Annotated in this window: 8 protein-coding genes; 7 read left to right on the top strand and 1 reads right to left on the bottom strand. The window is 74.9% G+C overall.

Annotation, left to right across the window (positions count from 1 at the left end):
* Nucleotides 1–103: 103 nt before the first annotated feature.
* Nucleotides 104–2473, bottom strand: coding sequence for a right-handed parallel beta-helix repeat-containing protein (locus E5225_RS13560; protein ID WP_135973257.1), 2370 nt, complete (start codon nucleotides 2471–2473; stop codon nucleotides 104–106).
* 882 nt (nucleotides 2474–3355) lie between these two features.
* Here E5225_RS13560 and mfd point away from each other — a divergent pair.
* From mfd to E5225_RS13525, 7 genes are all read left to right on the top strand, one after another.
* Nucleotides 3356–6988, top strand: a complete 3633-nt coding sequence (mfd, locus tag E5225_RS13555) for a transcription-repair coupling factor (RefSeq protein WP_136225466.1) — start codon at nucleotides 3356–3358, stop codon at nucleotides 6986–6988.
* Between the two features lie 113 nt (nucleotides 6989–7101).
* A complete protein-coding gene (locus E5225_RS13550) occupies nucleotides 7102–7725 on the top strand; it encodes a dihydrofolate reductase family protein (RefSeq protein WP_135974879.1) in 624 nt (207 codons plus the stop codon).
* A gap of 207 nt (nucleotides 7726–7932) precedes the next feature.
* Complete coding sequence (locus E5225_RS13545; protein WP_135974881.1) at nucleotides 7933–8508, top strand: SurA N-terminal domain-containing protein; 576 nt, start codon at nucleotides 7933–7935, stop codon at nucleotides 8506–8508.
* Complete coding sequence (locus E5225_RS17995; protein ID WP_243738375.1) at nucleotides 8505–9713, top strand: MazG nucleotide pyrophosphohydrolase domain-containing protein; 1209 nt, start codon at nucleotides 8505–8507, stop codon at nucleotides 9711–9713. Before E5225_RS13545 ends, E5225_RS17995 begins: the two co-directional genes overlap by 4 nt.
* A gap of 103 nt (nucleotides 9714–9816) precedes the next feature.
* Nucleotides 9817–11382: a Re/Si-specific NAD(P)(+) transhydrogenase subunit alpha gene (locus E5225_RS13535; protein ID WP_135974883.1), complete on the top strand. Its 1566-nt coding sequence runs from the start codon at nucleotides 9817–9819 to the stop codon at nucleotides 11380–11382.
* A 4-nt stretch (nucleotides 11383–11386) separates the two neighbouring features.
* Nucleotides 11387–12781: a Re/Si-specific NAD(P)(+) transhydrogenase subunit beta gene (pntB, locus tag E5225_RS13530; RefSeq protein ID WP_135974885.1), complete on the top strand. Its 1395-nt coding sequence runs from the start codon at nucleotides 11387–11389 to the stop codon at nucleotides 12779–12781.
* A 108-nt stretch (nucleotides 12782–12889) separates the two neighbouring features.
* Nucleotides 12890–14977, top strand: coding sequence for an endo-1,4-beta-xylanase (locus E5225_RS13525; RefSeq protein ID WP_135974887.1), 2088 nt, complete (start codon nucleotides 12890–12892; stop codon nucleotides 14975–14977).
* Nucleotides 14978–15025: the final 48 nt, after the last annotated feature.

Genomic DNA, 15025 nt, shown 5'->3' with positions numbered 1-15025 from the left:
TGCCCGCGCGCTCCGGCACGCGAGAGGGGCGACCCCGTCCCCTCCGGACGCGGTCGCCCCTCTCGTGGTCCTCCTCACCGGTGACGGGTCACCGGCACGCAGGTCACGGACGCGGAGGCTGCGTGGGCCCGAGTCCCTTCCAGCCGGAGGGGACGCCGAGCGCGCCCGCCACCGAGTCCGTGACGGCGACCGGCACGCCCTGGGCCGCGGTGCGCCCGGTGGCCGCCAGCGTCAGGTCCGCGGCGACGACCGCGGAGCCCTCGACCAGCTTCGACGTCGCGTCGTTGCCGGTGGCGGACCGGAAGTCCGCCAGCGTCGAGTACGACACGAGCTGCGGCCCCGCGGCCCACTGCACGAGGCGCGACGGGTCCTTGGCCGTCGACCGCTGGTAGAGGTTCCCGGCGAAGGTGATCGCGAGGTCCTTGGCGTAGGCCTGCTGCTGGAAGTCGTGCACCTGGATCACCGCCGTGGAGCCCGGCGCGCCGGCGAGGACGTTGTTGCGCACGTCGACCCTGCGCAGGATCCACGGCTGGTGGGAGCCGTCGCCGCGCCGCTCGTCCTGGAGCATCCGGATCGCGTAGGCCCGGTTGCCGCTGATCATGTTGTTCGACACCGCGATCGCGCCGGAGTCGAAGATCTTCAGGCCCGCCTCGCCGTTCGCGTGCAGGTAGTTGCCGGCCACGACGATGTTCTCGCTCAGCTCGATCTCGACGCCGTCCACGCCGTTCGCGACCACCGTGTTGTGCACGACCCGGGAGTTGCGCATGTCGACGTCGAACCACAGTCCTCGGGTCACGTTCGAGTCGAACACCGAACGCTGCACGGTGACGTTCGAGGAGTTGTGGAGCTTGGCGCCGCCGGACGCGGGCTCCGCCTTGAAGTGCTCGGAGTTGTTCCGGGCGAGCACGGACTCGTCGATGGTCAGGTCGTCGGCCTTGCTCGCGACGAGGCCGAGGAGGCCGTTGTCCTCCAGCGTGAGGCGGGAGAAGGCGCTGCCCTTCGCCCACACGTAGACGCCGATGCTCGCGTTGTCCCGCACGACGAGGTTCTCGAGCGTGATGTCAGGGACCTCGGCGCTCACGACGCCGAGGACGGCGGCGTGGTCGCCGTAGCGCTGCACGCCGATGCCGCGCACGGTCGTGCCCTCGCCCTGGATCTGGATGGCCTTCTGCAGCACGCTCGCGCGCACCTCACCGCGGCCCGGGTCGGTGCCGATGACGAGCCGGTCGGCCGCCCGGTCGACGAAGAAGCTGCCCTCCGCGACCTGTGCCGCCGACCCGACCTGCGTCAGCTCGTTCCCGCCGACCCAGACCTGGTCGGGGTAGCCGGCCATGGGGTACGCCGGGTCGACGTAGCGGCTCGACTCGTCCTGGCCGGCGCTGAGCGACACCCGGTGGTCGAGGTCGAGGTCCCACCCGTCGACGTACCAGCCGTAGCCGGACTTCTTCCAACCGGTGACGGCGCGCGAGCCGTCGAACCAGACCGCCTCGTTCGGCGCGGCCTGGATCGTCAGGGCCCGGTTGAACGGGACCTGGACGCTCTCGTGGTACGTCCCGCCGTGCAGGACGATCGTCGCGCCGGTCGGTGCCGACCTCAGCGCGGCGGCGGCACTGCCGAACGGCGACGCGGCCGAGCCGTCGCCCTTGTCGTCTCCGCGCGGCTGGACGTGCAGCGCCCTCGCGGGGACGGCGTAGGCGGTGGTGCCGACCGGGGCCGAGCCGACGCCGGTGGCCGGTGCAGGCGCCGGTGTGGGCGCAGGCGCCGTGGTCGGCTTCGGCGTGGGGGTGGCTGTCGGCTTCGGCGTCGCGGTGGGGGCCGAGGTGGCCGTCGGTGCGGGGGTCGCCGTCGCCGGCACGAGCGTGCGTGCGAGGAGGTCGTCGAAGCGCAGCGCCGTGGCTGCCGTCGACCCCGAGACCCCGCCGCGCACGGCGACCGTGCCCGCCTTCGTGAGGCGCTGCGCGCTCGAGTCCTGCGTCCGGACCTGCCAGTCCGGGGTGGAGGCGCCGACGGGCCACGCGCGGGCGGCCAGGGTGACCGGCGACGTACCGGTCACCTGGAACTCGAACCGGAACTCTGTCGACGCCGACGTGGCGCGCTGGGGCAGGAGCGTGTCGGCGACGAGCACGGTGTCCCCGCCGTTGCCGCGCTCGAGCTTGAGGCTGACCTTCTTGTCCCTACCGAAGCGCAGCGTCGCGCGGTAGGCGGTGCTCGGCCCCGTCCTGCGCAGCTGGAGCGATGCGGAGGCGCCGTTCCCGGCGGTCGGCTGCTTGTCGACGGAGACGGTGACCGCGGCCCGGGCGTCCGTGGCGGACGTCCCGGACGCGACGACCTGCCCCGTGCGCCCCGGGGTGATCCAGAGCTGGCCGCGTCCGGACGCGACGGACGCGCCCGCGGAGGCCTCGGCCGAGTACCTGTGGCCGCTCGCCGCGGTGCCCCAGCCGGCTGCCACGGTCCGGGAGAAGGCGTCCTGCACGACCGTCGATCCCAGCTGGTACGCGGTCGGGGCGGCCGAGGCGGCCTGGCTGGCGGAGACGAGAGTGCCCAGAGCGAGCGCGCCGACGGCGAGAAGGGTGGCGGCCCGACGGAGGCGCCCCTGCGTCGGCGCGGCCGCGCCGGCACCGGTCCGGCCGGTCCCGTCGAGCGGGCGGTCCGGCCGTCGCGTGCGAGGCCGGGAGGGATGCGGGTGCGCGGCCATGTGACCTCCGAGGGGGAGAGGCGGCTGTCGGGTGAGAGCCGGTCGGGTGAAAGGGCACCGACGTACGGCTGCCTCTCGGTCGGGGAGTGTTCCGCAGGCCGTGAGCCACGCCGAGACCCGGAGACCCGCTTGTGGACGCAGTTCCAGTGTGGGTGAAGTGCCGTCCGCGCAAGCACTCGGTGCTCCGCCAGGGCCTCCGCGGGGCCTGTCCCGACCGTGCCACGCAGCACCCGGACGGGTGGGCGACGGAGTGTGCGACCGCGCAGGTCAGTGCCCGGTGACGGTGCCGGTGACCCCGGTGCGCCGCGCTCGCCGGATCGCACGGGAAACGTACCCGCATATCTGTCCAACTGATGGACACCGGGGGGCGGACAGACGTCCAGTTTCCACCAGTTGGACACGTGTACGTGTGACGGAGTTCATGGCGGGGCCCTCCGGCACCCCGGAGAGCGGGCATGTCGGTGTGGGCGTACGGCGGCGGCCGAGCGCGGCATGCCGGGGTCCACGGACGGCTCCGTCGGGGTCACCGTCGGACCCCTCCGTAGACTGGAGCCACCCCGCACCGGCCACGGTTGCGGGGTCGTCGTGCTGGCCGCGCCGCCCCGTCCAGGGCCGTGCGCGGCCGTCGACCGTCCCGTCCCGCACCACGTGAAGGACCCCATGGACCTCACCGGCCTCCTCCCCGCCCTCCTCGCCGACCCCGCCGCCGCGGACGCCGTGGCGTCCGTCCGCGCGCGCGGCGAGCTGGACGTCGTCGGCCCCGCCGGCGTGCGGCCGCCCCTGCTCGCCGCGCTCGCGGGCGCGCACGCCACGGCCCGCGGCGCGGGCGACGCCGGCCGCCCCCTCGTCGTCGTCACCGCGACCGGCCGCGACGCCGACGAGCTGGCCGCGGCGCTGCGCTGCTACCTCCCCGACGACGACGTCGCCGTCCTGCCGAGCTGGGAGACGCTGCCGCACGAGCGCCTGAGCCCGCGCTCGGACACGGTCGCGCGCCGGCTCGCCGTCTTCCGCCGGCTCGCGCACCCGGACCCCGAGCCGGGCCCGACGGGGCAGGTGCGCGTGCTCGTCATGCCCGTGCGGGCGCTGCTGCAGCCGGTCGTCGAGGGCCTAGGGGAGCTCGTCCCGGTGGAGATCCGGACGGGTCAGCAGGTCGACCTCGAGGACGTCGCGCACCGCCTCGCGGACGCCGCCTACACGCGGGTGGACATGGTCGAGCGGCGCGGGGAGTTCGCGGTGCGCGGAGGCATCCTCGACGTGTTCCCGCCCACCGAGGACCACCCGCTGCGCGTCGAGCTGTGGGGCGAGGACGTCGAGGAGATCCGCTGGTTCTCCGTGGCCGACCAGCGCAGCCTCGAGGTGGCCGAGCACGGGGTGTGGGCCCCGCCGTGCCGCGAGATCCTGCTCACGCCGGCCGTGCGCGAGCGGGCCGCGGCGCTCGCGGAGCGCCTGCCCGGCGCGGTGGACATGCTGGAGAAGCTCGCCGAGGGCATCGCGGTCGAGGGCATGGAGTCGCTCGCGCCCGTGCTCGTGGAGCGCATGGTCCCGGTGGTCGACCTGGTCCCCGACGCGTCGCTGCTCGTGCTCGTCGACCCCGAGCGCGTGCGGCGGCGGGCGCACGACCTGGTCGCGACCACCGAGGAGTTCCTGGCGGCCGCGTGGACGTCGGCGGCCGCGGGCGCGCAGGTGCCGCTCGACCTGTCGGCCGCGTCCTTCGCGTCGTTCGCCGACGTGCGGGCGCGCGCGCAGGTGCGCGGGCTCGGCTGGTGGACGCTCAGCGGCTTCACGCTCGACGCGGGTGCGGTCGACGCGGACACCGTGCCCGACGACGGGCTGGGCCACGTCGACGGCGTGCGGACGCTGGTCGTCGCGGCCCGGGAGGTCGAGCGCTACCGCGGCGAGGTGGACCGGGCGGTCGCGGACGTGCGCCGCCTGCAGCAGGACGGCTGGCGCCTGCTGCTGGCCACCGAGGGGCACGGGCCGGCGCAGCGCATGGTCGAGCAGCTGCGCGCGGCCGAGGTGCCGGCGCGGCTGGTCGGCACGGTCGACGACGAGCCCGAGGGCGGGGTGGTGCTGGTCACGCCGGCGCCGGTCGGGCCCGGGTTCGTGCACGAGGGCCTGCGCGTCGCGGTGTTCAGCGAGGCCGACCTCACGGGCCGTGCGGGCTCGAGTACGCGCGACATGCGCCGCATGCCGAGCCGGCGGCGCAACGTCGTCGACCCGCTGCAGCTGCGCCCCGGCGACTTCGTCGTGCACGAGCAGCACGGCGTCGGGCGGTTCGTCGAGCTCGTGCAGCGCACGGTCGGCACGGGTGCGAACGCGGCGACGCGCGAGTACATGGTGATCGAGTACGCGTCGAGCAAGCGCGGGCAGCCCGGCGACCGGCTGTTCGTGCCGACGGACCAGCTCGACCAGGTGACGAAGTACGTGGGCGGCGAGGCGCCGACGCTCAACCGGATGGGCGGCGGCGACTGGGCGAAGACGAAGGGCCGCGCACGCAAGGCCGTCAAGGAGATCGCCGCCGAGCTCATCCGTCTCTACTCGGCGCGGATGGCGACGCCCGGGCACCCGTTCGGGCCGGACACGCCGTGGCAGCGCGAGCTCGAGGACGCGTTCGCGTACGTCGAGACGCCCGACCAGCTCGCCACGATCGACGAGGTCAAGCAGGACATGGAGAAGCCGATCCCGATGGACCGGCTGGTCTGCGGCGACGTCGGCTACGGCAAGACGGAGATCGCCGTGCGCGCCGCGTTCAAGGCCGTGCAGGACGGCAAGCAGGTGGCCGTGCTCGTGCCGACGACCCTGCTCGTCCAGCAGCACCTCGACACGTTCGCCGAGCGGTACTCGGCGTTCCCGGTGAAGGTCCGCGCGCTGTCGCGGTTCCAGAGCGCGAAGGAGAGCAAGGAGGTCCTCGAGGGCCTCGCGGACGGCTCGGTCGACGTCGTCATCGGCACGCACCGCCTCATCACGGGCGGCGTGCGGTTCAAGGACCTCGGGCTCGTCATCATCGACGAGGAGCAGCGGTTCGGGGTCGAGCACAAGGAGACGCTCAAGGCCCTGCGCACGAACGTCGACGTGCTCGCGATGAGCGCGACGCCGATCCCGCGGACGCTCGAGATGGCCGTGACCGGCATCCGCGAGATGTCGACGCTCGCCACGCCGCCCGAGGAGCGGCACCCCGTGCTCACGTTCGTCGGCCCGTACGAGGAGAAGCAGATCGGCGCCGCGATCCGGCGCGAGCTGCTGCGCGAGGGCCAGGTCTTCTACGTGCACAACAAGGTGGAGACGATCGAGCGGACCGCGGCGCGTCTGAGCGAGCTCGTGCCGGAGGCCCGCATCGCGGTCGGCCACGGGAAGATGGGCGAGCACCAGCTGGAGCAGGTCATCCTCGACTTCTGGGAGAAGAAGTTCGACGTGCTCGTCTGCACGACGATCGTCGAGACGGGCCTGGACATCTCGAACGCGAACACGCTCATCCTCGAGCGTGCCGACCGGCTGGGCCTGTCGCAGCTGCACCAGCTGCGCGGGCGCGTGGGCCGTGGGCGCGAGCGTGCCTACGCCTACTTCCTGTACCCGCCGGAGGCGCCGCTCACGGAGACGGCGCACGACCGCCTGCAGACGATCGCGGCGCACACCGACCTCGGCGCCGGCATGGCCGTGGCCATGAAGGACCTCGAGATCCGCGGCGCGGGCAACCTGCTCGGCGGGGAGCAGTCCGGGCACATCGAGGGCGTCGGCTTCGACCTGTACGTGCGCATGGTCGGCGAGGCCGTCGCGAGCTTCCGCGGCGACCAGCGCGAGGAGGTGCCCGACGTCACGATCGAGCTGCCCGTCGACGCGCACATCCCGCACGACTACGTCGCGCACGAGCGGCTGCGCCTCGAGGCGTACCGCAAGATCGCGGCGGCCGCGGACGAGGCGGCGCTCGGCGAGGTGCACGCCGAGCTCACGGACCGCTACGGCGCCGTGCCGGCCGCGGTCGAGAACCTGTTCGACGTCGCCCGCTTCCGCCTGCACGCGCGGAATGCGGGGCTGTCGGACATCACGGCGCAGGGCAGGTTCGTGCGGTTCGCGCCGGTCGAGCTGCCGGAGTCGGCGCAGCTGCGGCTCAAGCGGCTCTACCCCGGCACGGTGCTCAAGCCGGCCGTCCGCACCGCGCTCGTGCCGTTCCCGACGACGGCGCGCATCGGCGGCAAGCCGCTGCACGGCAAGGAGCTGCTCGCGTGGACGCGGCAGTTCGTCGACGCGATCGTGCGGGGCGACGTCGGCGCGGCCGCGCAGGTGGGGACGCGCTGACGCGGGTGCGCGTCCGGGCGGGCCGATGAGTTCCGCGGCCCGCCCGGGTCTGCTCCGCTGACCCGCACCGCCCGGCGCCGCGGCAGGCGCCGACGACCTTCCGGAGCCCCGCCATGGCCGTCCTCGTGTCCACCCTCTTCCTCTCGCTCGACGGCGTCGCCGAGGTCGACCCCGCCTGGCACTTCCCCTACTTCGACGAGCAGATGGGTGCGGGGGTCGGGGAGGACTACGAGGATGCGGACGTGCTGCTGCTCGGGCGCGGCACGTACGAGAGCTTCGCGGGCGCGTGGCCCGACCGGGAGGCAGAGGGCGGCGAGGACGCGGCCTTCGCGAAGGACCTGGGCGACGCACGCAAGATCGTCGTCACGCGCGGCCGGCCCGAGCTGGGCTGGCGCAACGCGGAGCACCTGGACGGGGACCTCGTGGAGGTGGCCGCCGCGCTGCGGGCCGACGAGGGCGTGCGCAAGGTCGTCGTGCCCGGGTCGCTGCAGGTGGTCCGCCAGCTCCTCGCGGCCGGTGTGCTCGACGAGCTGCGGCTGTACGTCCACCCGGTGGTCGCCGGCCACGGCGAGCGACTGTTCCCCGCCGACGGGCCGCTGGTCCCGCTCACCCTGCTGCGCTGCGACCCGTACCCGGCGGGCGTCGTGCGCCTCGTCTACGCGCCGGCCGCAGCGCTGCCCGCGCAGGCGACGTACGAGGACGTGCGGGAGCACCTCCCGCAGGACGGCGCCGCCTGAGCCGCGGGGCCGCGGGCGACGTCCCGCGCCCCGCGGTCGTCCACCGGCGGCCGGTCGCGCACGGCAGCGCCCGGTCGGCGCCGTCGGCCGCGGGCCCTACGATGGCCGCGGTCGATCGACGACTTCCGACGACGGGAGGCTCTGGTGACGGTGCGACGAGGCACGCGGACGCGACGCGGACGGGCACCGGCCCGCAGGACGGGCACGGTGGGCACCGCTCTGCTCGTGGCCGGGCTGCTGGCCGCCTGCTCGGGGCACCCGGGAGCGGCCGCGGTCGTCGACGGGGAGGCGATCCGCACCGACGAGCTCCGGTCGGCCCTCGACGACCTCGCCCCGGTCTACCCGGGCGTCACGGCGCAGGGCGTGCTCACGATCCTCGTGACCGAGCCGTTCCTCGCCGAGGTGGCCGCCGCGCGCGGGCTCGGCGTCAGCGACGAGCAGGCGCGCGCCTTCCTCGTGCAGCAGGCGGCCCAGCAGCTCGGCGAGGAGGAGGCCGCGGCCCTCGACTTCGGCGAGGAGGCGCTCGTGGTGGGGCGCTACTCGGTCGCCGCGGACGCCGTCCAGGGGTCCCCCGACGGGCAGGCGGCCGCCGAGGAGTACCGCGAGCTCCTGACCGAGGCCGACATCGACGTCAACCCGCGCTTCGGCACCTTCCAGGACGCCGGTGTCGCGCCGCCGGCGACGCCCGAGTGGGTCGTCCCCGCCGGCGGTCGCGCACCGGCCACGCCCGGTGACGGCGGTGCCGGTGACGGCGGGCCGGCTCCGACGCCGACGTCCCGATGACGTCCGACCCGGCGCGACGCCGCCGGGGAGGGCGGCACGCCGTCCCGGCGTCGGCCGAGGACGCGCAGCCGGCCGAGGGCGCCGTCGACGCGATGGCATCCGACGCCGCGGCACCCGACGCGACGGCACCCGACGTCCCCGCGGAGGTGGCCGCCGCCGCCGCGCCCGCGGCGGCGGCCTTCGGCCGGCTCGTCGCGGTCATGGACCGGCTCCGCTCCCCGGGCGGGTGCCCGTGGGACGCCGAGCAGACCCACGCCAGCCTCGTGCCGTACGCGCTCGAGGAGGTCCACGAGCTGGCGGAGGCAGTCGACGCGGGCGACCGCGTGGGACTGCGCGAGGAGCTCGGCGACGTGCTGCTGCAGGTGGTGTTCCACGCGCGCGTCGCGCAGGAGGACCCCGCCGACCCGTTCGACGTCGCCGAGGTGGCCGACCGGCTCGTCGCCAAGCTCGTCCGTCGCCACCCGCACGTGTTCGGCGACGAGGCCGGCAGCCCGGCCCCCGGTGACGTGCACCGCCGCTGGGACGAGGCGAAGCGGGCGGAGAAGCCGGCGCGGGTCTCGGCGCTCGACGGCGTGCCGGCCTCCCTCGGCGCGCTCGCGCGCACGCAGAAGGTCGCCGGCAAGGCCGCGCGGGCCGGCCTGCTGACGTCCGCCGCCCCCGACGCACCCGCCGGCGGCACCCCGCACGAGGGTGCCGCCGCGTCCGCCCCGCAGGCCGCGGCCGCCGTCCCCGCACGCGCCGACGTCCCGGCCGGGGCGCCGGCGGACACCGTGCCGCTTTCCACCGACGCGGTGCACCCCGACGACCGGAACGACGTCGACGCCGCGGTGGCCGTGGTCACCGCCCCGGTCGTCGAGGCCGCCACGGCCCCGGATGCCGACGCGCCGGCCGTGGGCAGGCCCGTCCCCGGCACACCGCACGCCGACGCCCCGGCCACCGGCACGCCTGCCACCGGCACGCCTGCCGCCGACGCACCCGCCGCCGACGCGCCTGCCGCCGGCACCCCGGTCGCCGCCACCCCCTCCCCGGATGCCGCCGTCGAGTCGGCCCTCGGGGCGCGGCTGCTCGCGCTCGTCCTCGAGGCCGAGCGCGACGGCGTGGACGCCGAGGGGGCGCTGCGTCGTGCGGCCGCCGCGTGGGAGGTCGGTCTGCGGGCGGCGGAGCGCGGCGACGCGGCCGCCGGCGCCCCGCGGCCGTGGCGGTAAGCGCTTTCTGGGACCGAGGTCCGGGGTGTGCGGCGACGCGTCCCCCCACGATGGACGCGCGCCGGGCGACCGCCCGTGCGCGGCGTGACAGCGAGGAGCAGCCATGAGGATCGGCGTCCCACGCGAGCACCGGCCGGGGGAGCGGCTCGTCGCCGCGACACCCCGCACGGTCGCCGCCCTGCGGGACCTGGGGTACGACGTCGTGGTCGAGCGCGGCGCCGGCAGCGGCGCGACCTTCGCCGACGCGGCGTACGAGGCGGCCGGCGCCCGGGTCGCCGACGCCGCCGACGTGTGGGCGAGCGACGTCGTCACCGCGGTGCACCCACCGCGGGCCGAGGACGTCGAGCACCTGCGCCCCGGCGCCGTCCTCGTCGCGATGATGCAGCCCTTCGCCGACCCCGGTCTGGCCGCGCGCCTCGCGGTGCGCGGCGTGACGGGCCTCGCGCTCGACGCGGTGCCGCGCATCTCCCGCGCGCAGGCGCTCGACGTGCTCTCGACCCTGTCGAACGTCGCCGGGTACCGGGCCGTGATCGAGGCCGCCGAGGAGTTCGGCGGCATGTTCACCGGCCAGGTCACCGCGGCGGGCAAGACCCCGCCGGCACGCGTGTTCGTGATCGGGGCGGGGGTCGCGGGGCTCGCGGCGATCGGCACGGCCGGCAGCCTCGGCGCGCAGGTGCGCGCGTTCGACGTGCGGCCGGAGGTCGGCGAGCAGATCGAGTCGATGGGCGCGCAGTTCGTGCGCGCCGAGGGCGCCGCGCAGGAGGTGTCGTCGGACGGGTACGCGCGCGAGCTCACGGCCGACCAGGAGCGCCTGACCGGTGCGATGTACGCCGAGCAGACCGCGTGGGCCGACGTCGTCGTCACGACCGCACTGGTGCGCGGCACGGCCCCGACGACCATCACCGCGGAGATGGTGGCCGCGATGCGCCCGGGGTCGGTGGTCGTCGACCTGGCCGCGTCCGGCGGCGGCAACTGCGAGCTCACCGTGCCCGGCGAGCGGGTCGTCACGGCGAACGGCGTCGTGGTCCTCGGCTGGACGGACCTGCCGAGCCGCATGCCGCAGCACACGTCGCAGCTGTTCGGCACGAACATCGTCCACCTCATGGCGCTGCTGACGCCCGGCAAGGACGGCACGGTCGTCCTGGACCTCGACGACCCGGTGCAGCGCGGCATGACCGTCGCGCACGCCGGCGACGTGCTCTGGCCGCCGCCGCCCGTGGCCGTCTCGGCGCTGCCCGCGCCGCCCGCCGCGCCCGCACCGGTCGAGACGTCCGAGCAGGCGGCCGCACGCGCCGCGGCCACGCAGGCGGACGCCCGCCGCCGGTCGCAGCGCCGCAGCGTCCTGTACGCGCTCGCGGCGGTGCTCGCGACGCTCGCGCTCACGGCGGCACCGGCATCGTTCGTGGGCCACGCGACGGTCTTCGCGCTCGCGGTGGTCGTCGGCTACTACGTCATCTCGCACGTGAGCCACTCGCTGCACACGCCGCTGATGGCCACCACCAACGCGATCAGCGGGATCATCCTCGTCGGCGCGCTGCTGCAGATCGGCGACGACTCCTGGGTCGTCACCACGCTGGCGTTCGTCGCCGCGACGGTGGCGGCGATCAACATCTTCGGCGGGTTCCTCGTCGCGAACCGCATGATCACCATGTTCCGCAAGGAGGCCTGACGCCGTGCTCACGTCCCTGGCGCAGGCCGTGTACCTGGTCGCGGCGCTCCTGTTCGTCCTGTCCCTCGCGGGCCTGAGCAAGCAGGAGACGGCCCGGCGCGGCAACCTGCTCGGTATGGGCGGGATGGGCCTGGCCCTGCTCGCGACCGTGCTGCTGGCGGCCGACGTCTCCGAGCGGCCCGTCCCCGTGACGCTCCTGCTGATCGCGATGGCCCTGGCCATCGGCGCCGTCGTCGGCACGTGGCGCGCACGCAGCGTCGAGATGACGCAGATGCCCGAGATGATCGCGATCCTGCACTCGTTCGTCGGGCTCGCGGCCGTGCTCGTCGGCTACAACTCCTTCCTCACCGAGGAGCCGGACGCCGTGCACCTCGTCGAGGTGTTCCTCGGCGTGCTCATCGGTGCCGTCACGTTCACGGGCTCGGTCGTCGCGTTCCTCAAGCTGTCCGGGCGCACCCGGTCCGCGCCCCTGACCCTGCCGGGCCGCAACCTGCTCAACCTCGGCGCGCTCGTGCTGTCCGGCGGGCTGCTCGCGTGGTTCCTCGCGGCGCCGTCGGTGCTGCCGCTCCTGCTCATGACGCTCGTCGCGCTCGCGCTCGGCTGGCACCTCGTGGCCGCGATCGGCGGCGGCGACATGCCCGTCGTCGTGTCGATGCTCAACTCGTACTCGGGCTGGGCTGCCGCCGCGGCCGGGTTCATGCTCGGCAACGACCTGCTCATCGTCGTCGGTGCGCTCGTCGGCTCGTCCGGCGCGATCCTGTCGTGGCTCATGTGCAAGGCGATGAACCGGTCGTTCGTCTCCGTGATCCTCGGCGGCTACGGCGCCGAGGGCGGCACGGTCGTGGCGGGCGGCGCGCAGGAGCACGGCGAGCACCGTGAGACCACGGCGGCGGAGGTCGCCGACATGCTCCGCGAGGCGCGCACCGTCGTCATCACGCCCGGCTACGGCATGGCCGTGGCGAAGGCGCAGTACCCCGTGGCCGACCTGACCGCGCGCCTGCGCGCCCGGGGCGTCGACGTGCGGTTCGCGGTGCACCCCGTCGCGGGGCGCCTGCCCGGCCACATGAACGTGCTGCTCGCCGAGGCGAAGGTGCCCTACGACATCGTGCTCGAGATGGACGAGATCAACGGCGACCTGGCGCAGACCGACGTCGTCCTCGTCATCGGCGCGAACGACACCGTCAACCCCGCGGCGCTCGACGACCCCACCTCGCCGATCGCCGGGATGCCCGTGCTCGAGGTGTGGAAGGCCAAGCAGGTCGTCGTGTTCAAGCGGTCGATGGCCACCGGGTACGCCGGGGTGCAGAACCCGCTGTTCTTCCGGGAGAACACCGTGATGCTGTTCGGCGACGCGAAGGACCAGGTGGAGCGCATCGTCGCGCCGCTGACGGCGGGGTGAGACGACCGGGTCCGCGGAAACGATTCGGTAGGTGCGCCGGCCCGGTGCGGGCTCCTAGCGTCGCGCGGGGCCGTGCCGTGACGGCCCCTCGTCGCGAGGAGCCCGCCCATGTCGCCCGCCCGTCCCGCACCCGTGACCCCGCGGTCGACGGTCGCCCTCGTCGCGGCGGCCGTCGTGGCCGTCCTCGTCGCGGCCGGCGCGCTCGCCGCGACGCTCGCCGCCCCGGCCCGTGCGGCGTCGCCGGCCGTGGTGCTGTCGAGCGACTTCGAGACCGGCACGGACGGTTGGGGGCCGCGCGGGGGCGCGGTCACCGTCGCGACGACGACCGAGGACGGGCCGCGCGGGGACCGGAGCCTGCTCGTGCAGGGCCGGACCGAGTGGTGGGACGGTGCGGCCGTCCCCGTGACGGACGTGTTCGAGCCGGGCACGACCTACACGATCGGGCTGTGGCTCAAGCTGCCCGGGGACGGCCCGGCGCCGGCCGACCTGCGGGTGTCCGTGCAGCGGGACGTCGACGGGGTGGCGTCCTACGACACGGTCGCCACCGTGACCGGCGTGACCGGCGAGTGGCAGCAGGTGCTCGCGACCTACACGCCCGGCCCGTTCGACACGGCGTCCCTGTACGTCGAGTCCACCTCGTCCCGCACCGACGTCATGCTCGACGACGTGCTGGTCACGGGCGTGCGGTACACGCCCGACCTGTCGGTGCCGTCCGTGGCCGAGGCCGTCGCCGGCTCCTTCCCCTTCGGCATCGCGGTCGAGCCGCAGGACACCCTCGGCGGCCGCGGCGAGCTCCTGGCCCACCACGCGGTGCAGATCACCCCGGGCAACCAGCTGAAGCCCGACGCGGTGCAGCCGACCGAGGGGACGTTCACGTTCGGTGCCGCCGACGGGCTCGTCGACTACGCGCTCGAGCACGGCATGCGCGTCTACGGCCACACCCTGCTGTGGCACCAGCAGACCCCCGCGTGGTTCTTCCAGGGCGCCGACGGGTCCCCGCTGACGACGTCCGCGGCGGACCAGGCGCTGCTGCGCGAGCGGCTGCGCACCCACATCGAGGCCGTCGCCGACCACTACCGGGAGACGTACGGCGAGTACGGCACGGCCGGCAACCCGGTCTTCGCGTTCGACGTCGTCAACGAGGTGATCGACGAGAGCCAGCCGGACGGACTGCGCCGCAGCGAGTGGTACCGCGTGCTCGGCCCGTCCTACGTCGCCGACGCGTTCCGGTACGCACGCGAGGCGTTCGGCCCGGAGGTGCTGCTCTTCATCAACGACTACAACTCCGAGTACCCGGACAAGCGCGCGCCGTACCTTCGGCTCGTCACGGACCTCCTCGCGCAGGGCGTGCCCGTCGACGGGGTCGGGCACCAGCTGCACGTGGAGGTCGGCCGCTCGATCGCCATGATCGAGGACACGATCGAGGCCTTCGAGGCGCTCGACGTCACGCAGGCGGTCACCGAGCTCGACGTCTCGACGTACCGCGACGCCGGCGAGTCCTGGGGCGCACCGCCGGCCGACCGGCTGCTCGAGCAGGGCTACTACTACCGCGACGTGTTCGCGATGCTCGAGCGCCACGCGTCGTCGCTGACGTCCGTCACGGTGTGGGGGCTGGAGGACTCGCGCACGTGGCTGCGCGCGGGCGCCGCGCCGCTGCTGTTCGACGGCGCCCTGCAGGTCAAGCCGGCGTACTGGGGGATCGTCGACCCCTCCCGCATCGAGCCGACGCCGACGCCGACGGTCACGCCGACGCGGACGCCCACGCCGACGCCCACGCCGACGCCCACGCCCACGCCGACGGTCACGCCGACGCCCACGCCCACGCCCACGGTCACGCGCACACCGACGCCGACACCGACGCCCACGCCGACGCCGTCCGCCACCTGCCGCGTCGCGTACACGACCCACGACTGGAGCACCGGCTTCACGGCGGGCGTGCGCATCACCCACACCGGGACGGTGCCCCTCGACGGCTGGTCGCTGACGTTCACGTTCCCCGGCGGCCAGCGCGTCACGCAGGGCTGGTCGGCCACGTGGTCCCAGGCCGGCGCGACCGTCACCGCCACCAACGCCGCCTGGAACGGTGCGCTGAGGCCGGGCGCCTCGGTCGACATCGGCTTCAACGGGACGCACGGCGGCGCCAACCCGCGGCCCACCTCGTTCGCGCTCGACGGCACCCCCTGCACGGTGGCCTGACCACGCCCCTCCGGGAGCCGGCCCTCGTCTGGACAGTCCGGCCCGCGG

The organism is Cellulomonas shaoxiangyii, assembly GCF_004798685.1.
GTDB classification, from domain to species: Bacteria; Actinomycetota; Actinomycetes; order Actinomycetales; family Cellulomonadaceae; genus Cellulomonas; species Cellulomonas shaoxiangyii.
Note: the sequence above shows the minus strand (reverse complement) of the source record. Positions and strands in the feature narration are given on the sequence as shown.